The sequence below is a fragment of the Enterobacter sp. MEB024 genome, assembly GCF_030209635.1.
GTDB classification, from domain to species: Bacteria; Pseudomonadota; Gammaproteobacteria; order Enterobacterales; family Enterobacteriaceae; genus Enterobacter; species Enterobacter ludwigii.
This window is the reverse complement of record NZ_JARVRQ010000015.1, coordinates 159,704-182,946: the sequence shown is the minus strand read 5'-3', so window position 1 is coordinate 182,946 and position 23,243 is coordinate 159,704. Positions and strand designations below refer to the sequence as shown.

The 23,243-nt window shown below is 55.7% G+C and carries 26 protein-coding genes; 8 read left to right on the top strand and 18 right to left on the bottom strand.

Annotation, left to right across the window (positions count from 1 at the left end; genetic code table 11):
- Positions 1-14: 14 nt before the first annotated feature.
- The 9 genes from gspK to gspC are packed head-to-tail and all read right to left on the bottom strand — an operon-like array spanning position 15 to position 8,315.
- Positions 15-1,025, bottom strand: a complete 1,011-nt coding sequence (gene gspK, locus QRN24_RS20715; RefSeq protein ID WP_032681350.1) for a type II secretion system minor pseudopilin GspK — start codon at positions 1,023-1,025, stop codon at positions 15-17.
- Positions 1,022-1,645 carry a type II secretion system minor pseudopilin GspJ gene (gene gspJ, locus QRN24_RS20710; protein ID WP_047355708.1) on the bottom strand — a complete coding sequence of 208 codons (624 nt, stop codon included), beginning with the start codon at positions 1,643-1,645 and terminating at the stop codon, positions 1,022-1,024. The genes gspK and gspJ overlap by 4 nt, the downstream gene beginning before the upstream one ends.
- Complete coding sequence (gene gspI / locus QRN24_RS20705; RefSeq protein WP_121340052.1) at positions 1,642-2,022, bottom strand: type II secretion system minor pseudopilin GspI; 381 nt, start codon at positions 2,020-2,022, stop codon at positions 1,642-1,644. The genes gspJ and gspI overlap by 4 nt, the downstream gene beginning before the upstream one ends.
- Positions 2,015-2,500 carry a type II secretion system minor pseudopilin GspH gene (gspH, locus tag QRN24_RS20700; RefSeq protein WP_014169335.1) on the bottom strand — a complete coding sequence of 162 codons (486 nt, stop codon included), beginning with the start codon at positions 2,498-2,500 and terminating at the stop codon, positions 2,015-2,017. Before gspH ends, gspI begins: the two co-directional genes overlap by 8 nt.
- Positions 2,500-2,949: a type II secretion system major pseudopilin GspG gene (gspG, locus tag QRN24_RS20695; RefSeq protein WP_014169334.1), complete on the bottom strand. Its 450-nt coding sequence runs from the start codon at positions 2,947-2,949 to the stop codon at positions 2,500-2,502. The genes gspH and gspG overlap by 1 nt, the downstream gene beginning before the upstream one ends.
- A 3-nt stretch (positions 2,950-2,952) precedes the next feature.
- Positions 2,953-4,161, bottom strand: coding sequence for a type II secretion system inner membrane protein GspF (gene gspF, locus QRN24_RS20690; protein ID WP_014169333.1), 1,209 nt, complete (start codon positions 4,159-4,161; stop codon positions 2,953-2,955).
- Positions 4,161-5,639: a type II secretion system ATPase GspE gene (gene gspE, locus QRN24_RS20685; protein WP_014169332.1), complete on the bottom strand. Its 1,479-nt coding sequence runs from the start codon at positions 5,637-5,639 to the stop codon at positions 4,161-4,163. Before gspE ends, gspF begins: the two co-directional genes overlap by 1 nt.
- 14 nt (positions 5,640-5,653) lie before the next feature.
- A complete protein-coding gene (gene gspD / locus QRN24_RS20680) occupies positions 5,654-7,570 on the bottom strand; it encodes a type II secretion system secretin GspD (RefSeq protein ID WP_032677771.1) in 1,917 nt (638 codons plus the stop codon).
- Between the two features lie 13 nt (positions 7,571-7,583).
- Positions 7,584-8,315 (bottom strand): type II secretion system protein GspC, encoded by a 732-nt coding sequence (gspC, locus tag QRN24_RS20675; RefSeq protein WP_068794881.1) that lies wholly within the window; start codon positions 8,313-8,315, stop codon positions 7,584-7,586.
- 300 nt (positions 8,316-8,615) lie between these two features.
- Here gspC and QRN24_RS20670 point away from each other — a divergent pair, with 300 nt between their 5' ends.
- Positions 8,616-10,178 (top strand): ExeA family protein, encoded by a 1,563-nt coding sequence (locus QRN24_RS20670; protein WP_284943029.1) that lies wholly within the window; start codon positions 8,616-8,618, stop codon positions 10,176-10,178.
- Positions 10,178-10,774: a type II secretion system protein GspB, cryptic system variant gene (locus QRN24_RS20665; protein WP_063925218.1), complete on the top strand. Its 597-nt coding sequence runs from the start codon at positions 10,178-10,180 to the stop codon at positions 10,772-10,774. The genes QRN24_RS20670 and QRN24_RS20665 overlap by 1 nt, the downstream gene beginning before the upstream one ends.
- Here QRN24_RS20665 and QRN24_RS20660 read toward each other — a convergent pair whose 3' ends face one another.
- The 3 genes from QRN24_RS20660 to QRN24_RS20650 form a co-directional block, all read right to left on the bottom strand.
- Complete coding sequence (locus QRN24_RS20660; RefSeq protein ID WP_032677768.1) at positions 10,775-11,398, bottom strand: helix-turn-helix domain-containing protein; 624 nt, start codon at positions 11,396-11,398, stop codon at positions 10,775-10,777.
- Between the two features lie 268 nt (positions 11,399-11,666).
- Positions 11,667-12,497 (bottom strand): N-acetylmuramoyl-L-alanine amidase, encoded by an 831-nt coding sequence (locus QRN24_RS20655; protein ID WP_284943028.1) that lies wholly within the window; start codon positions 12,495-12,497, stop codon positions 11,667-11,669.
- Positions 12,494-12,817: a heavy metal-binding domain-containing protein gene (locus QRN24_RS20650; RefSeq protein ID WP_006174327.1), complete on the bottom strand. Its 324-nt coding sequence runs from the start codon at positions 12,815-12,817 to the stop codon at positions 12,494-12,496. Before QRN24_RS20650 ends, QRN24_RS20655 begins: the two co-directional genes overlap by 4 nt.
- Before the next feature lie 97 nt (positions 12,818-12,914).
- Here QRN24_RS20650 and QRN24_RS20645 point away from each other — a divergent pair, with 97 nt between their 5' ends.
- The 6 genes from QRN24_RS20645 (at position 12,915) to artJ (ending at position 17,440) form a co-directional block, all read left to right on the top strand.
- Complete coding sequence (locus tag QRN24_RS20645; RefSeq protein ID WP_284943027.1) at positions 12,915-13,433, top strand: lipoprotein; 519 nt, start codon at positions 12,915-12,917, stop codon at positions 13,431-13,433.
- Positions 13,434-13,659: 226 nt separating this feature from the next.
- On the top strand, positions 13,660-14,388 hold the full coding sequence (gene artP / locus QRN24_RS20640; protein ID WP_014169324.1) for an arginine ABC transporter ATP-binding protein ArtP: 729 nt from the start codon (positions 13,660-13,662) through the stop codon (positions 14,386-14,388).
- Between the two features lie 20 nt (positions 14,389-14,408).
- Complete coding sequence (artI, locus tag QRN24_RS20635; protein WP_020884864.1) at positions 14,409-15,140, top strand: arginine ABC transporter substrate-binding protein ArtI; 732 nt, start codon at positions 14,409-14,411, stop codon at positions 15,138-15,140.
- A 6-nt stretch (positions 15,141-15,146) separates the two neighbouring features.
- Positions 15,147-15,863 carry an arginine ABC transporter permease ArtQ gene (gene artQ, locus QRN24_RS20630; RefSeq protein ID WP_014169322.1) on the top strand — a complete coding sequence of 239 codons (717 nt, stop codon included), beginning with the start codon at positions 15,147-15,149 and terminating at the stop codon, positions 15,861-15,863.
- A complete protein-coding gene (artM, locus tag QRN24_RS20625; RefSeq protein ID WP_014169321.1) occupies positions 15,863-16,531 on the top strand; it encodes an arginine ABC transporter permease ArtM in 669 nt (222 codons plus the stop codon). The genes artQ and artM overlap by 1 nt, the downstream gene beginning before the upstream one ends.
- A 177-nt stretch (positions 16,532-16,708) precedes the next feature.
- Positions 16,709-17,440, top strand: coding sequence for an arginine ABC transporter substrate-binding protein ArtJ (gene artJ / locus QRN24_RS20620; protein ID WP_040017023.1), 732 nt, complete (start codon positions 16,709-16,711; stop codon positions 17,438-17,440).
- Positions 17,441-17,503: 63 nt separating this feature from the next.
- On the opposite strand, the gene QRN24_RS20615 is transcribed toward artJ, so the two are convergent.
- The 6 genes from QRN24_RS20615 to potH form a co-directional block, all read right to left on the bottom strand.
- The gene (locus tag QRN24_RS20615; RefSeq protein WP_047742425.1) at positions 17,504-18,970 is read right to left on the bottom strand and encodes a sensor histidine kinase; all 1,467 of its coding nucleotides are present in this window, start codon (positions 18,968-18,970) and stop codon (positions 17,504-17,506) included.
- Positions 18,957-19,661: a response regulator transcription factor gene (locus tag QRN24_RS20610; protein WP_014169317.1), complete on the bottom strand. Its 705-nt coding sequence runs from the start codon at positions 19,659-19,661 to the stop codon at positions 18,957-18,959. The genes QRN24_RS20615 and QRN24_RS20610 overlap by 14 nt, the downstream gene beginning before the upstream one ends.
- A 71-nt stretch (positions 19,662-19,732) precedes the next feature.
- Positions 19,733-20,860 (bottom strand): 23S rRNA (uracil(747)-C(5))-methyltransferase RlmC, encoded by a 1,128-nt coding sequence (rlmC, locus tag QRN24_RS20605; protein ID WP_049023301.1) that lies wholly within the window; start codon positions 20,858-20,860, stop codon positions 19,733-19,735.
- Between the two features lie 40 nt (positions 20,861-20,900).
- Positions 20,901-21,374, bottom strand: a complete 474-nt coding sequence (locus QRN24_RS20600; RefSeq protein ID WP_014169315.1) for a YbjO family protein — start codon at positions 21,372-21,374, stop codon at positions 20,901-20,903.
- A gap of 65 nt (positions 21,375-21,439) precedes the next feature.
- On the bottom strand, positions 21,440-22,285 hold the full coding sequence (gene potI / locus QRN24_RS20595; protein ID WP_078774814.1) for a putrescine ABC transporter permease PotI: 846 nt from the start codon (positions 22,283-22,285) through the stop codon (positions 21,440-21,442).
- Positions 22,282-23,235, bottom strand: coding sequence for a putrescine ABC transporter permease PotH (gene potH, locus QRN24_RS20590; RefSeq protein WP_014169313.1), 954 nt, complete (start codon positions 23,233-23,235; stop codon positions 22,282-22,284). Before potH ends, potI begins: the two co-directional genes overlap by 4 nt.
- Between the last annotated feature and the right edge of the window lie 8 nt (positions 23,236-23,243).

Sequence of the window (23,243 nt, the reverse complement as noted above, 5' to 3'; positions counted from 1 at the left end):
GCCATCTGCTTTTCTTATTCAATCATTCGGTAACGACGTTGCCACGTCACGATCTCACCGGCTTCGTTATTGACCTGAAGCTGGCTTACCACGCGAAGCGTTAGCGCATCGGTGTTGCCGGTATAGTTAACGCGGAAGTACCGGCTTTGGGTGGAGAGTTGTCCGGCCACCTGCGGAAGGTCGTCTTTCACCTGCGGGAAGGCCTGCTCCAGCGCGTTGCTGAAGGTTTCCATATTTTCCCAGCCGGTTTCAGGTCGCGATTCAATCAGGCGAACGGCATCGTCTTGCGTTATTTTTCCGGGGAACATGGCGGCCAGTAAGGCGGCCTGTTCCGGTTTCAGGGTGTTCACATCCACCTTGCTGGCGGTATCCGGTAAGGCACACAGCAGCGTGCTCACCTTCCGGTATGCCGTTGCCGGAAATGCCGGCAGCAGCGTGATCTCAGCGATCGTGCGCATCATCTGGTTTGCGGGCTGCCGGGGGGGCACCACGCCCGCCCAGGCATCGCCCTCCGCCCCCTTGCTGGCCGTGGTGGTATCGCCATCCAGATAGTCCACCAGCTGCGAGTAAACCTCGTGCGCCGTGGACTGGCTGAGGCCACTCCCGGTCAGGAGTTGCTCAACAATCTGCTCTTTCCGCGGTTTTTCCGGCACCGCGGGCGCATTTTGCCCCTGCGCGATGTCATCGGCCGCCAGCAGGTTATTCACGTTGAAGCAGTCCTGGGCGTCTTCTACCTGACTGACCACCGTGTAATCGTCACCCCGGGTCTCCAGCGGCTGATGCCAGTCACCCTGCAGGGTAAGGGCTTTACTCTCACCGCTGGCGTCGCTCTGCAGACGATCTTTGACCACCTTCTCCTGAGCCTGCATGGCCCAGCGCAGCTGCTGCTGACTCACCTGGTAATGGGTTTTCTGCAGATTGCGGCAGAACTGCTGGCTGATTCTGGCAGCCAGCGCCGACATCATGACCAGCAGGATCAGTACCACCAGCAGCGCGACGCCTTTCTGTTTACGTAAAGCCTTCATGATGTCGCTTCCGCTGCAGGTGGCGCGGCAGGTGCGTCTGCGGGCGCTGGCGCGGCGGCCTCGGGGATATCGCCCGGCGTCGTAAACACCCAGCGCCAGGTTTCCCCGTTTTCCATCGTCAGCGTCAGCTCGACGCCATCCGGCAGATGTGCCGGGTCGTTCCAGCTTTTTTGCCAGCCCTGACGGTAAAAACGCCACTGCAGAGATTTCACCTCGCCGACAATCGGCACCGCATCGGGTCTGGCACCCGCCGGGCTGTCAATCACCGGCCAGACATCCCGGTACAGTCGCCCCTCTTCCAGCCGCCAGCGCACGCGCTCCAGCTGTACGGTTCCGCTCACGCCGTTCAGCGTGGTCAGCTCAAGGCCGTCATCCCCCTGACGAAATGTATCCGGCTCATTGCGCGGCGCACGCGCCTGAAGCTGATAGAAATCGCGCTCCATCAGGCTCCAGGCACGCTGAAGCTGATTGAGCTTTGCCGCGCTGGCCTCCGTCGCCGAACTGGTGCGCATCGCCCCGTCGAGGATTTGCCAGGCCAGGGTGCTGATCACCGCAAAAATGGTCAGCGCAATCATGATCTCCAGCAAGGTAAATCCCCGCTGGCGTCGGATTTTCTTCACGGTTCCTCTCCCGGCGCGATGACCTGCAGTGAAATAACCGGCTGGCTTTCATCGCCTTCGGCATAGACGCGGATGGCATTCGCCCAGCCGTTAGCCGCGGTTTTTACGCGCTGCTTTCGCCAGGCCCAGCTGCGCCCGCCCATGACCTCTGCCCCCTGCGCTTCAGCGTCAGGAAAATCACGTCTGTTGAGCTGCGCCTCCGCCAGTTGATTTTCGGCGACCCAGCTGGCCTGCAATGTATCGGCCAGCCCGTGGGTGAAACGCACGTTCAGGGAGACCGAGTTCATCAGCGCCAGTGCGGCGGTGGAGAAGATGGCCAGCGCGACCATCACCTCCAGCAGCGTCATCCCCTTTTGCTTTCTCTTGCCGTTAGCCATCGTTTTCTACCGTTACAGGGGCCGCGCCTTGCGACACCACGCGGAAATGGTGCGCGTTGTCGCGGCTTTGCAGCGCCAGCGTAAAGCGGCTGATTTCACCGTCCGGCAGAAATAACACCTGCGGTTCGGATGTCACCGTGGCGGCGAGACGCTGCGGCGTGAGCGAGACGTGCATCTCCGGCGGGAAATCACCCCGGGTCGTTATCCGCCCCGCGGATAACGACACCCAGTGACGTTCACCGTTTTTATCCTCGAGCGTCACCAGCCGATATTTATCCGCGGTCATAACCAACCCCACGATATTTCCGTCCATCACTGCCCGGTCTGAACCATAATCAACGAGGGCTTTTAATTGCTGACCAAATATATCCGCACCGCTGCGTGAGGGTATTGTTGAAACCACCATCATGGCGCAACTGGCAAATATCACCAGCGCCAGAATAATTTCCAGCAACGTAAAGCCGCGTTGACGTTTCATTATTTCTCTTTCTTATCCAGAGACCAGTTTGTAATATCATCGGCGGTATTGGCTTCGCCATCCGGACCGGCGGAGAAAACGTCTACGGCACCGTGTTCACCCGGGCTGACCAGAATATAATCCCCGCCCCACGGGTCCTGCGGCAGGCGGCGGATATAACCGTCCGCACGGTAGCCGTTGGGAATGGGCGCAATCTCTGGCTTCGTGACCAGCGCCTGCAAGCCCTGTTCGGTGGTGGGATAGCGGTGATTATCCAGCTTATACATATCCAGCGAGCCTTCGAGCGCGACGATATCGCTGGTCGCTTTTTGGGTATCCGCTTTTTCTTTATTGCCCATTAAATTGGGTACCACCATACTCGCGAGTACGCCGAGAATAACAATAACCACCATTAATTCGAGCAAGGTGAAGCCCGCCTGGCGAGCCAGGTGTTTACGTTTTATAGCCATGATTTAACCTACCATATTATTAAGTTGCAGAAGCGGTTGTAATATTGACAGGACGATGAATAAAACAATCGTCGCCATAGATACCACCAGTGCCGGTTCAAATACCGACAGCGTTAACGTAATACGATGCTGTAATGCCGATTCCTGGTTTTCCGCCGCGCGGTCCATTAAATGGCCTAATTCCCCACTCTCTTCCCCGGAGGCAATCATATACAACATGGTCGGCGGGAATAATTTCGCCTGCTCCAGAGCCGCATAAAGCGATGCCCCCTGGCGCACGGTATCCGCCGCCTGCTCCAGCACCTGCCGGGCATACCGGTTTTCGATCCCGTCCATCGCGATATACATCCCCTCCAGCAGCGGCACGCTACTGGCCTGCAAAATGCTCAGGGTACGGATATAGCGGGCGCTGTTGATGGCGCAGACCAGCTTTTTGACGGGCGAACCGTTCACCAGCCAGCCGTGCCAGCGAAAACGATTTTTAGCGTTTCGAAGCCAGGCCTTAAAACCCATCATCCCGCCAGCCAGGCTGCCGACGATATAGAGGCCGTAAACCTGCAGGAAATCACTCACCGCGATCAGCGTGCGGGTGGTGATCGGCAGCTGCTGTTTCATATGGGTGAACTGCTCAATCACCTGGGGCACAACCGCCACCAGCAGAATGCCGATCACCGCGATGGCCACCACGGTCAGGGTGATCGGGTAGACCATCGCCTGCGTCAGTTTGCTTTTCATCTTCTGACGCTGCTCGTTGTACTCGGCCAGCTTTTCCAGCACGTCGCCCAGATGGCCGGTCTTTTCACCGGCCATTACCAGCGTGCAGTAGAGCTTGTCGAAGCTGCGCGGAAACTGGCTGAAAGCGTCAAACAGCGTATGCCCTTCCACTACCTTCTCGCGGATGTCCACCACCATCGCCGCGAGCTTTTTGTCCTCCGTCTGTTTCGCGATTGCCTTCAGCGCGCTCTCCAGCGGCAGCGCAGCGTTGACAAGCGTCGACAGCTGACGGGTAAACATCGACAGCACCGGCGTGGAGAGTTTTGCCCCGGCGTTCGCATTACCGGCAGCCGCAACCTCACGGGTTTCGTTGATACTGACGGGCATCAGCTTTTGCTCGCGCAACATCTGGCGAACCTGCTTTTGCCCCTCAGCCTGCAACGTGCCACGCCGGGTTTTGCCCGCGGTATCCCTCGCCGTCCAGGCGTAGAAGGCCATTACGCATCTCCTCCGCGCTCGGCGGTGACGCGCATCACCTCTTCCAGCGAAGTGACGCCGCCGATCACCTTCAGCAGCCCGTTCTCACGCAGGCTGTAGGCCTGCTTAAAGAGCTCGGTTTCGATGGCCATTTCGTCTTTATCTTCATGAATGGCGCGGCGCAGGGTGCTGTCGACCACCAGAAATTCATGAATACCGGCGCGCCCCTGATAGCCGCTCTGGCGGCAGTGTTCGCACCCCACCGCGCGATAGATCGCGTGTGGCGGCTGGTCCATAAAGCTGAACAGCGCCTTTTCATTGTCATCCAGCGGACTGGTGGTACGGCAGTGCGGACACAGCCGACGCACCAGACGCTGGGCAATGACCCCCAGTAACGATGAACCGATTAAAAATGACTCCAGCCCCATATCCCGCAGGCGGGTTATCGCCCCGGCGGCGCTGTTGGTGTGCAGCGTAGACATGACCAGGTGACCGGTGAGCGACGCCTGCACCGCAATTTGTGCCGTCTCGGCGTCACGGATTTCGCCGATCATCACCACGTCCGGGTCCTGGCGCAGAATCGCGCGCAGCCCGCGGGCAAAGGTCATGTCCACGCGCGGGTTAACCTGCGTCTGCCCCACCCCTTCCAGCTCGTATTCAATAGGATCTTCTACGGTCAGGATGTTGCGCTCATGGCCGTTCAGCGCCGAAAGAATCGCGTACAGGGTGGTACTTTTACCGGAACCCGTTGGCCCGGTGACCAGGATAATGCCGTGCGGGCGGTCAATCAGCCCTTGTAACTTCTCCCGTTCTTCATCAATCAGCCCAAGCTTGTTGATATCAGGCTTGAGATTGCTTTTATCGAGCAGACGCATGACCACGCGTTCACCATACTGGGACGGAATGGTCGATACGCGCACGTCGACCGCCTTACGGCCAATGCGCAGGGAAATACGGCCATCCTGCGGCAGACGTTTCTCCGCGATATCCAGCCGGGACATCACCTTGATACGCGAAACCAGCAGCGGCGCGAGCTTACGCGCGGGCTGCAACACCGGACGCAGCACGCCGTCGACGCGAAAGCGAATGCTCAGCGTACGCTCGAAGGTTTCAATATGAATATCCGACGCGCCCTCTTTTACCGCCTCGCCGAGAATGGCGTTGATCAGGCGGATCACCGGCGAGTTTTCATCGTTATCGAGCAGATCTTCGTTATCCGGGATCTCCTCGGTTAACGCCATCAGATCGATATCGGCGTCCATATCGTCCACCAGTTGCTGGGACACCCCGCTGCTCTGCTGCCAGATCCTGGCCAGCATTTCATCGAAGGCTTCCGCCGTCAGGGTGACCGGGACAAACGCGCGTCCCAGCACCCGACGCACTTCCAGCAGCGCGAGTGCCGGGGTGTCATCACGGATATAGACCGCATCGTGATAAAATAAAACGCCGTTATCTTTTGCGTAGCCGCTGCTACACAGGGTTTTGCTCAGTTCGTCCACGTGATACCTCCGCCTTATTCTTTAAACGGATTGCGGGACGCGCTGGTTTTCACCGTTGCAGCACTCGCAGCAGGGAACGCGGGTAACACGGCGTTATCCGCCGGTTCAATGATCCCGAGCTTTTTCTCCTCAACGCGCTGCTGCTGGCGGGCGCGGATCTGGTCATATTTCTCTTTCGACGCCGCGCTGTAGTTGTCGTCGTCACGCAGCACGGTGGTATGAATAAAGACCATCAGGTTGCGTTTGGACGCGTCCTGCGAGGTGTAGCGGAAAAGCTGCCCGACCAGTGGAATATCCCCCAGCAGCGGCACTTTGGAGACCGACTGCTTAGTGACATTCTCCATCAGGCCACCGAGTACCACCGTTTGCCCACTGTGCACCATCACTTCGTTATTGATGGTTCGGGTATTAAAGGTTGGGCCAAGGCTGGCGTCTTCCGTTGCGCTGTTGTCGACGCTTGAGACTTCCTGCTCAATCTTCAGGTGGATCATGTCGCCGTCGTTGATTTGCGGCACAATTTTCAGTTTGGTCCCCACCGTCTTGCGCTCTACGGAGTTAAAGACATTATCGCCACTGGTGGTCTGCGAACCGGAAAGCACCGGCACGTCCTGACCGACATTGAATGACGCCTCTTTGTTATCCAGCGTGACCACGCTTGGCGTGGAAAGGATGTCGTTTTTGCCGTCAGTTGAGAGCGCGGTCATCAGCGCACCGAAATCACCGTTAAAGAAGCCGGTCGCCAGGCCAGTAAAGCTGGCGCCCTTGATGGTGCCATTTTTTATCTGACTAATGGGCAGGCCGGTGGAGCCGAACTGGACGCCACCGTGCTTGCCGGTCCACTGCACGCCGAGATCCAGACCGTTGCCGTCCTGCACTTCAGCAATGATGGCTTCCACCAGCACCTGCGGACGGCGGATGTCGAGCTTGTCGATCACCTTCTCAAGGGAGTTCATCACGTTAGGCTGCGCGGTGATCACCAGCGAGTTGGTTGACTCGTCGGCGGTAATATTCAGATCGGTTGCCGCGGTGGCCGTTTTCGCCTTCGCGGTGCCGGCTTTGTCTTTCAGCTGTTCGCCAATACCGGTGAGCACCGGAACCACTTTGGTGGCGCTGGCGTACTTGAGATAGAAGACGCGGGTATTCCCCTCGTTGTTCTGCTCGCGATCTAACTCATGGATCAGGCTGCGGGTACGCGTGCGCGCATCTTCCGAACCGCTGATCACCAGGCTGTTGGTTTCGTCATCCGCCACCACTTTGGTGGCCAACTGCGGCGCGTTCTGCCCTTTCTGCTCTTCGTTGTTGAGATTATTCAACATGTCGGAGAGCGCTTTGGCGGAAGCAAAGCGCAGGGGGACGATTTCGCGACGCTGTACACCGTCTTTATCCACGCGCTGGACCAGATCCACCAGCCGGTTCACCACGGACGCTTTACCGGTTAACAGCAGCACGTTGGAAGGCTCGAAGTGCACCACGTTGCCGATGCCGGTAGCATCGTTCAGTTGACGCAACAGCGGCGCGAGTTCACGCACCGGCACGTTTTCCATGCGCACGACACGGGTAATAATCTCATCGCCTTTGCCCGGGTTTGTGCTGTCTGCCAGCGGCGCACCGGCTGTACGAGCCACGCTTGAGCGCACCACTTTAACCATACCGTTATCCATCGGGATCACCGAGAGACCGTAGAGATCCAGCACGCTCAGGAAGAACTGGTAATACTCATCCTCCGTCAGCACGTTGTAGGTTCTGACGGATACGGAGCCCTGAACCGACGGATCGACGAGAATGGTTTTGTTAAGGTTGCGGCCTACCGTATCGATAAACTCGCGGATATCGGTATTTTTAAAACTCGCGCTAAAGTTGGCTGCGAGCAGCGAACCCGAATATAACGACAATGCGGTCAGCGCCACGCACGCCCATGGAAATTTCTTCATGTCTGTACACTTATTAATTGTTAAGAACATTGACCCGAATATTTTCAAGGTGAGCGTGACGTCTGACGACAACCTCCGCTTCTTTCATTTTTGACCATTCAGCAATAATATTTTTTGCCTTTACTTCATCGGTCATATCGACAGCATTCACTTCGACTGCCACATCCCCTTTTTTCAGTCCTGAATGGCTATAAAAGGAAGAGGCATTCCGGGGATTAATGGCATAGCCTTCCAGTTGGCCTTTTTCGACAACCGGTTTTAATACCAGATAATCATTCAAATGCAGCGTGTCTGCGCCTGCATCTTTTGTCGATTTGGTTACCGGGCCGCTATCAACGCCGCCCTTGAAATAATCCGGTTTCTTTAAGGCCAGCGTCTGCGTGATGCCTTCATAATTCACGACGACACTGTCTTTGTTAATTTCCTGAATAAAGGCATCGTTAAAACCGGTCAGCGGCTCCCCTTCGCGGTAGCTCTTCTGGCCCGCGGGCGTTTTAATAACGGCGAAGGAAAGCCAGGGGTCATCACTGCGCACAATGCCTTCTATTTCCGCCGCCAGCGGGGCTTTTAGCGCAGCCGGCCCAGTGTCCTGACGTGCTGCAGCCGTGAAAAGCGTGAATGTTTTCTCTTCGCGGCGATTTTTCAGCGGCTGCGCATCAGAGTTAGCCAACCTATTCGTAACCTTTTTATAATCTTTAAACGTGAAATACCCTTGCTGGCCGCTAAAAATTAACAGCGCCAACATCATGCAAGGGGTTATCCACCGTGACAGAAATGAGAACCTCATTTTTCATCTGGCCTTTAACAAAGCGAAAATAAGCAGCATCACACTGCGACAAAACGTGTGAAGAGAGTAATGAGACGCGGTGAATACGACCATCGACTTCGCCACCAACTTTAATAAAGAAAATTATTGACCGTCTAAAATCGAGGTGTTAGGACATTTCTGCCGGATATTTTTACCCAGTTGAAAAATTGATCGCCCCGTCTCCTTACCGTAATTTCACGACCTGTTGCTATTCCTAATCAGAGACGGTAAGTCGTTATGTATCAGAGCCACTTTACTTTTAAAACCCCGCCCTTCAGGAAGGTCACCCGCTTATCCGGGGATTTTCTGGTGCCTTATCATCAGGACGTCTTTAACCTGCTGAAAGAGAAAACCCAACAGGCGGGATTATGCGGGCTCTTTAGCGACGATACCTCGCTGTTGGGCCAGTTCAGCGATGCGCTGAAAAACAGCGACAACCGCGTTTTTGCCATCAACGCGTTTCCAAAACTGAGCGCCAGTAGCCTGCTGTACAAGCTCAGCCCGGACACGAAAGCAATCGCCAGCCGTATTCAGGCGGTCGATACCGTGCTGCAGCAGTGGCAGGCCGGGAAAACGCAGGCCACCGTGCTGGTCATTTCCCATACTGAAGCCATGAAAGAGACCTGCCGGACGGTGCTGGGGATGTTGCTCACCCGTGCGCAGGAGCTGGGGTTTCATTTATCGGTGGTGCTGACGGGCGCGGAAAATCAGGCGGCGCTGCTACAGCAATCTGATCTGCGTGAATATGTGCATACCCACCACACCTTGCGCCCCCTGACCTGCCGTGAATATCTCAGCTACGTGCAGGCGCAGTGCGAAGAGCACGGAGGCGAAAGCTCACCGTTATCCCCGGCGCGCGTGCGTAAGATGCACGCAATGACAAAAGGGAAAATCAGTGAACTGAATGCGCTGGCGCACCTGTCGATGCTCGCGGCCTGGACCGAACGCGCAAACCAGGTCAGTCCGCGACATTTACGCCTGGCGGCCGCAGAGGTGCTGCCCGCGAAAAAACAGGGTAAGCGTCTGGCAACGGTTTCACTGTTTGCTTCTGTGCTGTTCGCGGCTTGCGGCTGGTATTTTACCGCCTCAATGACTGCTCGCCTCCCGGTTTCTCTGCCGGTCCCGATAAGCTGGAAACACCCGGCCGCCCCCGTTCAGGCCCCCGTCGTGCCGGTTATCGACAAGGAAATAGTCAATCAGCCGGACGCGATGCATCAGCTTTATCTGATGTGGGGGTATGACGCCTCGGCGGACGATGCGCTGTGTCAAAACGCGGTGAAGGTAAACCTGATGTGTAAGCAGGGAAATGCCTCTCCGGATGCGCTGGCAGGCGAAGGTTATCCGTGGGTGAGCGAGCTCAAAACCGGCAATCATCTTAACTATGCGGTGGTCGCCCGCGTCGGAGAAACCTCGATGGACTTATTGATGAATAACCGGACCTGGCAGGTCAGTCGTAACTGGTTTAACCAACATGCAACCGGAAACTATACGCAACTGCACCGCCTGACGCCGGAAGGTAAAGACGCCATCAGCGCAACCAGTGACGGCAAAGAGATGACCTGGCTTGATCAGCAGCTGAGCCAGGCCCTTTCTCAACCTGAAACCCACGCTCAGCGCTGGACTGCGGAGATGATGAAACGCACCCGCGCGTTCCAGCAAAAAATGCATCTGCATGTGGACGGTATTCCCGGCGAAGAGACATTGATGCAGTTAATGCGGGAAACCAACACCACGCCAAGCGTATTGATCCAGGCTTCGCATGCGATACCGGATGCGAAAATGCAGGAGAAGCATTCCTGATGTCTACTATCAGCCTTGCGGCTCAGCGCAGTTACACCACCGGGGAAGCGGTCTGGTTTTCATATCGCCTTCCCGGACTGAGAAACGTTTTTGCCCACACCGTTTTAGGACTCCTGGGTCTGTGCGCCATGCTGATGGCCGGGTTGTACGCGCATGTGTATTGGGATCTGCGCCACCCTGCACCCGCCCCCATCAACACGAGCAGCGCCAGACCGGAAACACAGCTTTCAGATATGCATTATGTGTATGTGAGCAAACCCTTCCCGCATCCGCACCCTAAACCTGCGCCGGTGCATGAGGATATGCCTGCCCTGCAAGATCTGCCGATTAACGGCGATGATACCGACTGGCAGCAGGCGCCTGAAGGAGCGGCTCAGCATGATACCGCGCGGGATACGTTACCCGGAACCGGGGCGCACACCGACGCTTCTGCACGGGCTGGCAGCGACAGTTCCTCATTAACAGAATTGTTTAAGCAGGCGTTAAAAGAACAAGAGCAGGATTATTCGCAAGGCAAAATTCCCGCGACGCCGGTTGACGAAACGCAGGATATTTCCCGGTCCCCTTTACGTCATAAAGGAGACCGGCTGGAGTAATTAATATTTTTCAGGCAAGGATGTCAGGTTAAGGAGTCGCCCCTTTTCCACCACAATATACTGACCTTTTTTCAGGTCGGAGAGAATTTTAATAATGGTACTGCGTGCCAGGTTGGTGTATTCCTGAATATAGTCATATATGTTGATATCACGCTGATGCTGAACAATCAGTTCATTAATCTCGTATAAAAATTCGCGCACTACCGAATAGGCGCTGCGGGCAACCAGCACATCGTCACGCTTGCTCAGCATACAAATATACCAGGAGAGCACTTTCGTCAGTTCCGGCCACAGATTGTTTTCAGTCATTAGCTGGGCGAAGGCCTCTTTTTTTATCGAGCGCACGACGGTATTTGACCGAATGAGGCCATACATGTGCGTGGCGCTGTAAAACATAGAACAAAGCCCAAATATACACGGCCCCTGAACGGTGAACATGCACAGTTCATCAGATTCGCGGCGGAACTCAACGTCGCCACTGACGATAATATGAATATACTGTGAATCACTGGTAGATATTTTCTGCCACTTTTTTAACGTCTTCTCTTCAAATCCTGACGTTGCAGAAATAATTGCGTTGACTTCGTTTTGCGGACGTAATTTTTTACCGTAGATGCTTAACATTATTATACCCAATTTAAGATGTGAAATATAAAACTCAGGATTAAGACGTAAGGCCTCAACCCAGGAATATTTTCCTGATGAAACACTCAAGGAGAAAATAAAAATAGAAATTGTTTACGTTAATTTGCTGCTTTACTTAGCAAGCTATGTGTCCATCTTAAATCCGGATAATTTTAAGTCAATTAACTAAAAATGAATTGAATTTGTACTTAAGATTAATCTTACTTAAATTACGCGAAAAAAACTTACGAGGGGGTATCCCGCAGGATCACCCCTGTCCGTACTTTTCCAGAAGCGCTTCAGCAATAGCCAGCGTTTCACGGTCAGCCACACCATTCCACAGCTGTGGACGGAAGTGCATTTGAAACGCGGTAATCACTCTTTTCTGCTGCTGGGCTGTGGCAGCCTCCGGCACTTCATAGCCATACCGCGCTAACAGATCGAGCAGCAGTGCGCTGTCCACTTCCTGATACCGTGGCTGCCCATCGAGATAAAAGTTGACGCGGTCCGGATCGGGCCAGGCACCCATTCCCTGCTGCGCCAGTTCGCGCCAGGGGAACAGCGGGCCGGGATCGTCTTTACGCTGGGGGGCAATATCAGAGTGCGCGACGACGTTCTGCGGCTTAATGTCGTAGCGGGCGATAATGTCTTTGGCGAGCGGGATCAGAGCAGCAATTTGCGCCGGCTCGAACGGGGTGAAATGTTTTACTCCCACCGTTTTTTGCCAGCCCCGGTTTTCCAGCTCAATCCCCACGGAGGTGTCATTAATACGGTTGGTGCCGCGCCAGAAGCTGATGCCGGCATGCCATGCCAGTTCGCTCTCCGGTACCAGCTGCCAGATACGCGGTTTGCCCTCAGGGGCAGGCGGTTTGGCGGGGATCAGGTAGTGAGAGCTGACATTCTTGTCGGTTAACGTCGCCAGCGAGCTGTCAAAGTCATCGGCGGTGTAGTGGATCACCAGCACCTTTATACGCGGGTAAGCCGCCTGGGCCTGATAGCGGGTATCCAGCTCATAGGCACCTTTATCAATAATGCCTTTTTCCGTGGCGCACCCTGCCAGCAACAGCGCCAGCAGGAGTGTGGCAAGCGAGCGCTTCATCGACGGGTTTTCACCGCCGTACCGCTTACGCTCACCATCAGCATGCTGGCATCTTTACCGACCGTTTCGTAGTCAATATCGATGCCTACCACGGCATCTGCACCCAGCGCCTTGGCCTGTTCGCCAAGCTCTTTAAACGCAATTTCGCGGGCTTTGCGCAGCTCTTTCTCATACGCGCCAGAACGTCCCCCCACGATATCGCGAATGCCGGCAAAGAAGTCCCGGAAAATGTTCGCGCCCAGTATGGCTTCGCCGGTGACCACGCCGCAGTACTCGGTAATAGGTTGCCCTTCCAGGGTAGGCGTTGTTGAAAACTGCATACTTTCTCTCCTTCTTTAGCGTTCAATGCCTTAGGTACAGCATTATCGGTTCGTTACGCTATGATTGAAAGGATAGTTAATAAATAAGGAAATCAACATGCGCTATTCAGCTTTAACACTTTTCGTGCCCTGCGCGCTGGTGCTCAGCGCCTGCACCACCACGGTCACGCCAGCCTTTAAGGATATTGGTACCCGCAGCGGCCCATGCATTGAGGGCGGCCCGGATACCGTGGCGCAACCGTTCTATGATTACCGCATACAGCACCGCAGCAATGATATTACCGCCCTGCGACCGTATCTGAGTGACGGCCTGGCGAAACTGCTGAGCGACGCCACCCGCGATCCGCAGCATAACGCGCTGCTTAAATCCGATCCGTTCTCCAGCCGCGCCACGCTGCCTGACAGCGCCGAGGTCACCAGTGCTTCAACGATCCCAAACACCGATGCGCGAAACATTCCCCTGCGCGTCAAACTGACCCAGGGAACGCAGACCTGGCAGGATGAAGTGCTGATGATCCGTGAAGGCCAGTGCTGGGCGGTGGACGACGTAAGGTACGTCGGTGGCAGCGTTCACGCCCCGGCAGGCACGCTCCGCCAGTCGATTGAAAACCGCTAAGCCACCCGTTTAAAAAGCGTTAACCCCGTAAAATGTGCGGCATTTCATGCGGAATGCCGACATTTATACTCGCCGACATTGCCGTTCGCTATTTTGTGCTATGTTTAGAGGGTATTGCGGGTTATATTTAACTTTTAACGCAGAAATATTGCATAACTATTCTGTCAACGGTACTATCTGCGGCCTCAATTGCTATAGATTGCCTGGATGAGTAAAGACTGCCCCGATGAGTATTAAACTAAACGGCATTAACTGCTTCTACGGCGCACACCAGGCGCTGTTTGACATCACGCTGGACTGCCCGGAAGGCGAAACGCTGGTTTTGCTTGGCCCAAGCGGTGCAGGTAAAAGCTCCCTTCTGCGTGTCCTTAATCTGCTTGAAATGCCCCGTTCGGGTACGCTGGCTATCGCCGGTAACCATTTTGATTTCGCGAAAACACCGTCTGATAAAGCGATTCGTGAACTGCGTCAAAACGTTGGCATGGTCTTCCAGCAATACAATCTCTGGCCGCATCTGACCGTACTGCAAAACCTGATCGAAGCCCCGTGCCGCGTGCTGGGCTTAAGTAAAGATCAGGCGATCGCGCGTGCGGATAAGCTGCTGGAGCGTCTGCGCCTTAAGCCTTACAGCGACCGCTATCCGCTGCACCTCTCCGGTGGTCAGCAGCAACGTGTGGCGATTGCCCGTGCGCTGATGATGGAGCCTGCGGTACTGCTGTTTGATGAACCGACCGCGGCGCTGGATCCCGAAATTACCGCCCAGATCGTGAGCATCATTCGCGAGCTGGCGGAAACCCATATTACTCAGGTCATCGTAACCCATGAAGTGGAAGTGGCGCGCAAAACGGCCAGCCGCGTGGTCTACATGGAAAACGGGTATATCGTTGAGCAAGGTGATGCGAGCTGCTTCTCAAACCCGCAAACCGATGCGTTCAAAAACTATTTATCTCATTGATTGTGTCAGGGGAAATGATAATGAAAAAAGTATTACTTGCCGCGCTGCTCGCCAGCGTCACCCTTTCCGCTACCGCAGCCCAGACGATTCGTTTCGCGACTGAAGCGTCTTATCCTCCGTTTGAATCCATTGATGCGAACAATAAAATTGTCGGCTTTGACGTGGATCTGGCAAACGCCCTGTGTAAAGAGATCGACGCAACCTGTACCTTCAGCAACCAGGCGTTCGACAGCCTGATTCCAAGCCTGAAGTTCCGCCGTATCGACGCCGTTATGGCCGGAATGGATATCACCCCTGAGCGCGAAAAACAGGTTCTGTTCACCACCCCTTACTACGACAACTCTGCCCTGTTTATTGGTCAGAAAGGCAAATTCACGTCGGTTGATCAGCTGAAAGGCAAGAAAGTGGGCGTGCAGAACGGCACCACGCACCAGAAATTCATCATGGATAAACACCCGGAAATCACCACCGTTCCGTATGACAGCTACCAGAATGCGAAGCTGGATCTGCAGAACGGCCGTATTGATGGGGTGTTCGGCGACACCGCCGTGGTGACCGAGTGGCTGAAAGCCAACGATAAACTGGCACCAGTGGGCGATAAAGTGACCGACAAGGATTACTTCGGCACGGGTCTGGGTATTGCCGTTCGTCAGGGCAACACTGAGCTGCAGCAGAAATTCAACGCTGCGCTGGAAAAAGTGAAGAAAGACGGCACCTACGAAACCATCTACAAAAAATGGTTCCAGAAGTAATTCCTGATGAATGAAATTTTTCCTTTAGCAAGCGCCGCCGGGATGACCGTCGGCCTTGCCGTTTGCGCACTGATTATCGGCCTTGTGCTGGCGATGATCTTTGCGGTATGGGAATCAGCAAAATGGTTCCCTGTCGCATGGGCCGGCTCAGCGCTGGTCACCGTGCTGCGCGGGCTGCCTGAAATTCTGGTGGTCCTGTTTATCTATTTTGGCTCCTCGCAGCTGCTGTTAACGCTGTCGGACGGCTTCACCCTCAATCTGGGTGTGGTGCAGATCCCGGTGCAGATGCAGATTGAGAACTTTGACGTCAGCCCGTTCCTGTGCGGCGTGATTGCCCTCTCTCTGCTCTATTCCGCGTATGCTTCGCAAACCCTGCGCGGTGCGCTGAAAGCGGTTCCGCAGGGACAGTGGGAGTCTGGCCAGGCGTTAGGCTTGTCGAAATCGGCGATCTTCTTTCGTCTGGTGATGCCGCAGATGTGGCGTCATGCGCTGCCCGGGCTGGGTAACCAGTGGCTGGTGCTGCTGAAAGATACCGCGCTGGTAAGCCTGATCAGCGTGAACGATTTAATGCTGCAAACCAAAAGTATCGCGACCCGTACCCAGGAGCCGTTTACCTGGTACATCGTGGCGGCGGCTATCTACCTGGTGATCACGCTGGTGAGTCAGTACATCCTCAAGCGCATTGACCTGCGTGCGACGCGCTTTGAACGGAGACCAGGCTGATGCTTGAATATTTTCCGGAGCTGATGAAAGGGCTGCACACCAGCCTGACGCTGACCGTCGCATCGATCATCGTGGCGCTGATCCTGGCGTTGATCTTTACCATCGTCCTGACGCTAAAAACGCCGGTGCTGGTATGGATTGTGCGAGCCTACATTACCTTGTTCACCGGTACACCGCTGCTGGTGCAGATCTTCCTGATTTACTACGGCCCGGGCCAGTTCCCGTCGCTGCAGGAGTATCCGGTTATCTGGCACCTGCTTTCTGAGCCATGGCTGTGCGCCCTGATTGCCCTTTCGCTGAACAGTGCGGCCTATACCACGCAGCTGTTCTACGGGGCTATTCGTGCCATCCCGGAAGGGCAATGGCAGTCCTGTGGTGCGCTGGGCATGAGCAAGAAAGACACGCTGGCTATTTTGCTGCCGTACGCGTTTAAACGTGCGCTCTCCTCCTACTCCAACGAAGTGGTGCTGGTTTTCAAGAGTACGTCTCTGGCCTACACCATCACGCTGATGGAAGTCATGGGCCACGGGCAGCTGCTCTACGGACGCACCTATGACGTCATGGTGTTTGGTGCCGCGGGCGTGGTCTATCTGGTGGTAAACGGTTTGCTGACGCTGATGATGCGCCTTATCGAGCGTAAAGCGCTGGCGTTTGAGCGCCGTAATTAATCACCGTTTTGCATAAACTTTATTGACGAAGACGGGCAAGTCTAACGACTGCCCGTCTTTTTTTATGGGTTAAATAATATTTAATCATTTTTATTGAATATAAATTCATTAAATGGCATTGTATTTCCATGCCGCAGACACGGCGCATAAGACAGACTGACAGACGGGAGCATTACAATGAAAAAGTTAGTTCTGGCCGCTTTACTGGCCACTTTCGCCGCTGGCGCATCAGCTGCAGATAAAATCAACTTCGGCGTTTCGGCCACCTATCCGCCATTTGAGTCGCTGGATGCCAGCAACCAGATTGTCGGTTTTGATATCGACCTCGCCAAAGCCCTGTGCAAACAGATGCAGGCCGACTGCACGTTCACGAACCATGCGTTTGACAGCCTGATCCCGTCGCTGAAATTCAAAAAATACGACGCGGTGATCTCCGGGATGGACATCACCCCAGAGCGTAGCAAGCAGGTCACCTTCACCGACCCGTATTACGCCAACTCGGCGGTGGTCATTGCGAAGAAAGGGGCTTACACATCCTTTGACCAGCTGAAAGGCAAACGCATTGGGATGGAAAACGGCACCACGCACCAGAAATACCTGCAGGACAAACATCCTGAAGTGAAAACCGTGGCCTATGACAGCTACCAGAATGCCATTATCGACCTGAAAAATGGCCGTATTGATGGGGTCTTCGGTGACACTGCGGTGGTGAACGAGTGGCTGAAAACCAACCCACAGCTGGGCACCGCGACCGAAAAAGTGACCGATCCACAGTACTTCGGTACGGGCCTGGGCATTGCGGTGCGTCCGGATAACAAAGCTCTGCTGGAAAAACTGAATGGCGCGCTGAAAGCAATTAAAGCTGACGGCACGTACAAGAAAATCAGCGATCGGTGGTTCCCGCAATAACAGCTTTTTGTCGGGTAGCCTGGCCTACGGGGGTGGTCTGTAGGCCGGGCAAACCCGGCAATTTCACAGCGGAACAAAGAAGCGAAAACGAGCCCCGTTCGTGGACTCCATCAGCCTGATCCCCCCGCCGTGCAGTTCCAGCATGCGTTTCACAATCAACAGCCCCAACCCGCCACGGTTTTCCCGTGATGCCTGCGGATTTAACGCCGAAGGACGCTCAAACAGATCGTTGCGAAGAGAAGCATCAACGCCGGTTCCATTATCAGCCACCTCAACCTGTAGCTGCGCGTTCTCCTGCCAGACCGCCAGACGAACCTCTCCACCGGTCGGCGTATGCCGCATCGCGTTATCCAGCAGGTTAGTCACCACCCGCTCAATCATCGAGACATCGGCATTCACCAGCGGCAACGGGCCCGGTACATCAATGCGCAGGTTCACCTCCCGCGTGCGGGCCGTGAGTTCAAATTTCTGCGCCACGTCTGAAATCAGCTCACCCATGGCAAAACGCTCGCGCTGCGGTTTGATGCCGCCGTGCTCAAGGCGCGCCAGTTCAAACAGCTGCTGCGAAAGATGACGCACTTTCTGCCCCTGGCGCAGCGCCGTGGCGAGATACTGCTGGTGTTCCTGCGGCGTCAGCGTCGCAGATTTCAGCGACAGCGTTTCGAGATAGCCCAGCAAGGAGGTGAGCGGCGTGCGTAAATCGTGCGAAATATTGGCGATAAACTCCCGGCGCTGGCGATCGCTGTCGGCCAGCTGATCCCACTGCAGGGTGATTTTACGGGCCAGCTCGATAAACGTATTGCGCAGCGTGGCCACTTCATCCTTTACCGTGGTTTCTGTAGGCTGCGCCGCCAGCTGCTTAATGGCGCTAATGCTGTCCTGCTCCAGCCCGGCCACTTCCTGCGTAAGACGTTTGACCGGACGCGTTACCCAGTACCAGACCAGTAACCCCGCCAGCACACCAAACAGCGCGACCCACATCAATGACCACAGGACGGTGCTCCAGAGCGCCTGATGCCAGGCCATCTCCGCCAGCGCGTTTGACTCTTCGCCCTGCAGAATAATGTACAGATAGCCTTTCAGTTCTCCGTCCTGACGCAACGGCGTTGCGCTGAAAACCTTTTTGTTCTGGCTTCGCGGGTCATCACCCAGTACCGGCCGCGCGGCATCACTGAGGAAAGTCTGCACCGGCCCGAGGTCGATTTTTTGACGCTGGATATGCCCCGGCGGCGCGGCGTCAGCCAGCAGTTCGCCATCAGGCGAGACAACGTACAGTTCGACGCTTGGATTGAAGGTCATCAGCCGGTCAAAGAGCGGTTTCAGCGCGTGGCGGTCAACCCTGCCCTGCGCATCCAGAATCGGTTCCCGCTGGACAATCTGCTGCGCCAGGCCACCGGACAGCCGCTGCACCATTGCATTACCGTACTGCGTGGTGCTGTAAAGTTGCACCGCGCAGGCGATGGTCGCACAGAGCGTCAGCAGCAGAATAAACAGCAGCGTCAGGCGCTGGCTCAGGCTAAAGCGGCGCATCGTTTGGCTCCGCAAATTTGTAGCCTTTGCCCCAGACGGTGCGAATGATCTCCGGCTCGGCGGCGTCCTTCTCAATCTTGATGCGCAGGCGGTTAATGTGGGTGTTGACGGTGTGTTCGTAACCTTCGTGCTGATAGCCCCAGACCTGTTCCAGCAGCGCCAGACGCGAGAAAACTTCACCGGGATGACGGGCAAAGAAGTACAGCAGTTCAAACTCGCGCGGGGTGAGATCCACCACCTGGCCGTGCAAAAGCACGCTGCGCGCCAGCGGGTCGAGCGTCAGGCCGTGAGCCTGAATATTCCCGGCACTTTGCGCCTGCCCCATCGCCTGCTGGCGTCGGAACAGCGCCTTGATACGCGCGATCAGCTCCTGTACCGAAAACGGCTTGGCCAGATAATCGTCCGCCCCGGTTTCAAGCCCGGTAATGCGGTCGGTTTCGCTGCTGCGGGCGCTGATGATGATCACCGGCAGGTAGCGGGTCATCTGGCGGATGCGACGGCAAATCTCCAGACCGTCGACGTTGGGGAGCATTAAATCGAGGATCACCGCGTCCCACGGCTGCTTTTCGAGGCGCTGTAAGGCATTGCCCCCGTCGGGCTCGTGGGTGATGGCGTAGCCTTCATCTTCTAAGTTGAGGCGCAGAAGCGCCGCGATATCGTGGTCATCTTCCACCAGCAGGATCTGCTTCATGGGTAAGCCTTCTTCAATTCTGATGAGATAAGCTTACCTGATTTCGCAGGCGGACAGAGTTCACATTTTGTTTAAGATTTAACGAGTAGCGTCAGGACTTCATAATGCGCGGTATGCGGGAACATATCGAACAGCTGGACGCGTTCAATGCGGTAGCCCGGCAGCGTCGCGATATCTTTAGCCATCGTCTGCGCGTTGCAGCTGGAGTAGACGATGTAGTCCGGTGCCATCTGGCTCAGATAGTCGCACAGCGCTTTCCCGATGCCCCGGCGCGGCGGGTTCACCAGCACCAGTTCAGGCACATTGTCCTGCCCCGTCGCGAACTGCGTGGAGTCCAGCGCCTGGAAGTGCAGCCGGGTCAACCCAAGCTCTGCAGCAGACTGTCTGGCACAGGCAATCGCTTCGGCGGAGATCTCAATCCCGGTAAGCTGCATGTCTGGCGTGGCGCAGTGCAGACCGAAGCCACCCACCCCGCAGAACAGATCCCACATATGATGGATATTTAACGCCCGCACCCAGTCACGGGCGGTGGCATAAAGCGCACTCGCGACGGTCGGGTTGGTCTGGAAGAAGCTTTGCGGACGGATCCACAGCGGTACATCGTTGAACGTTTCTGCCAGCGCATGCTGTTCGGTGAAGAAGATCTCCCGCTCCCCTTCCATGATAGCCATATGCACCGGCTGAATATTCGCGGTGATAACGGTTAACTGCGGAAGCTGTTGCTGAAGCCATGGCAACGCCGCGCGAAGCTGCTCCACCTTGGCTTCTGAGCGCAGAACAAAGCGCAGCATCATGCTGCCGTCTAGCTGGCTTTCGGTAAGAAGAAGGTATTTCAGCTCGCCGCGCTTGCGGGCAACGTTATAGGGCGTTAATCCGGCACGGGCAATAAACGGTTTGAGCGCAGCAAAGACCGGCGCAAAGGAGGCAGGATAAAGCGGACAGTCGGTTAAATCTTCAGGCGTACCCTCGCGATGCAACATGCCCAGCAGCGGTTTTTCAACGCTGCCGCTCACCACCATTTTGGCTTTATTACGAAAGCCCTGCTCCGGCCCGCTGACGGGTGCGCACCATTCCCCCACGGCATGGTCTGCCAGCAGGTGTTGCAGGTCGGCCATTTTGGCGGTGAGTTGCTGAGAAACCGGCTGTTCTATCCACTGACAGGAGCGGCAGCGACCGGCGTCATAGAGTGCGCACTGCATATCAAAACCTTAAGAATCACGAGGGCTGCGATTATACACATTATTGCAGCTGGAAGAACCGCCGACTGGAAGCAGGCACGAACAGGAAAAACAGCACCAGCATATCCGGGAGTTTTTGCAAAAACAGCGCGTGCAAAATCTCGCGTTTTGATCCACCCGCAATGCTGAACAGTTCCGGATAGCCATACCCCAGCGAGGCGGCCCACAGATAGCTCGCCGCCGTAATTTGCGTCAGCAAATAGACCCAGCGTGCCCAGTTGCGTCCTCTGACCAGCGAAAAAGCGCAGTAAATCTCGATAAACACCAGTACCAGGCTGCTCAAAAAGACCAGCGTCAGGTTCCACGTCTGTACGCTGCGGTGAATAAATTCAGCCATACCGCGCACACCCAGGGTGTTAAGGATCATCAGCACATCAAGACAGCGGATCATAATAATAGCGAGCGCCGCCACCTGCACCAGTGCAGGAACGTTTGGACGAGCGTGCGTAAGACGTGATTTTTTTAATAATCCCAATGTTTTACTTCCCTGAAAAACAGTGCCGCGTCATGCGCGGCACATCACTGGAAATTTTAAATCCTTCAGCCGCGTCTTGCACGCTGGATATCACGCACACGTTGTTTTTCCGCGCGCGCCATCAAATACCAGGCGATAAATCCGACAATTCCGACCACCCCGAGGATAATCGAGGCCAGGGCGTTAATCTCCGGATTGACCCCCATGCGTACGCTGGAGAAGACCAGCATAGGCAGCGTCGTCGCGCCCGGTCCTGAGACAAAGCTGGCGATAACCAGATCGTCGAGCGACAGCGTAAACGCCAGCAGCCAGCCGGAGATCACCGCCGGCATAATCATCGGCAACGTGATGATGAAGAAGACCTTCAGCGGCGTCGCACCGAGATCCATCGCCGCCTCTTCAATGGAGCGGTCCAGCTCGCGCAAACGCGAAGAGATAACCACCGCCACGTACGCGGTACAGAAGGTGACGTGTGCCAGCCAGATGGTGAGCATGCCGCGATCTGCCGGCCAGCCAATGGCATGCGCCAGGGCGACGAACAGCAGCAGCAGCGCCAGACCGGTGATAACGTCTGGCATAACCAGTGGCGCGGTGATCATAAAGGCAAAGCCGTTCGCCCCCCGAAAACGCCCGAAGCGCACCATGACCAGCGCGGCAATGGTCCCCAGCACGGAGGCCATCGTGGCCGCCAGCGCGGCGATGGTCAGGCTCAGCCCCACCGCGCTCATCATCGCGTCATCATGGAACAATTCGCCGTACCAGCGCGTCGACCAGCCGGCCCATACCGTTACCAGTTTGGAGCTGTTGAACGAGTAGATCACCAGCATCAACATGGGTGCATACAGGAAAGTAAAGCCAATCACCAGGATGGCAATTCGCCATGGGGAGCGCACTACCGGTAAGTTGTTCATCCGTGGTCTCCCATCTGTTTCTGCTGATGTTTGTGGAACCACATGATCGGTACGATCAGCAGGAGCAACATCACGATCGCCACCGCAGACGCCACAGGCCAGTCGCGGTTATTAAAGAACTCCTGCCACAGCACACGCCCAATCATGATGCTGTCCGGGCCACCGAGCAGTTCCGGGATCACAAACTCCCCTACCGCCGGGATAAAGACCAGCATCGACCCGGCAATAATGCCGCCCCGGGTCAACGGAACGATAACGCTGAAGAAGGTTTTAAGCGGACGGGCACCAAGGTCAAGCGATGCTTCCACCAGCGAATAATCGATACGCGTCAGCGCCGTATAAATTGGCAGCACCATAAACGGCAGATAGGCGTAAACAATCCCGATATAGACCGCGAGATTGGTATGCAGGATTGTCAGGGGCTGATCGATAACCCCAAGCCACATCAGGAAGTTATTCAGCACGCCGTTGTTTTTCAGGATCCCCATCCACGCGTAGACGCGGATCAGGAACGAGGTCCATGACGGCAGGATCACCAGCAACAGCAGAATGTTGCGCGTCGACGATTTACTGTGCGCCACGGCCCATGCCAGCGGGTAACCCAGCAGCAAACAGCAGATCGTCGAGATCGCCGCCACCTGCAACGACTGCAGATAAGCTTCGAAATAGAGCGGATCTTCCGTCAACTGCAGGAAATTGCCGAGGTTAAGGGTCAGCGTCAGCTGTCCGTCAGCCCAGTCCAGCAGGTTGGTATAGGGCGGGATCGCCCGCGCCATTTCCGCCAGGCTTATCTTAAAAACAATCAGGAACGGCAGCAGGAACAGCAGGATCAGCCACACGTAAGGCATGGCAATCACCAGCTTGCGTCCGTGATTCATCTGCATGCGCGCCAGCCAGTGCGCGAAGCCACCCGGTTTCTCAACGCGGGCTGGAGGTTCTAAGGTACTCATTGTCCGCT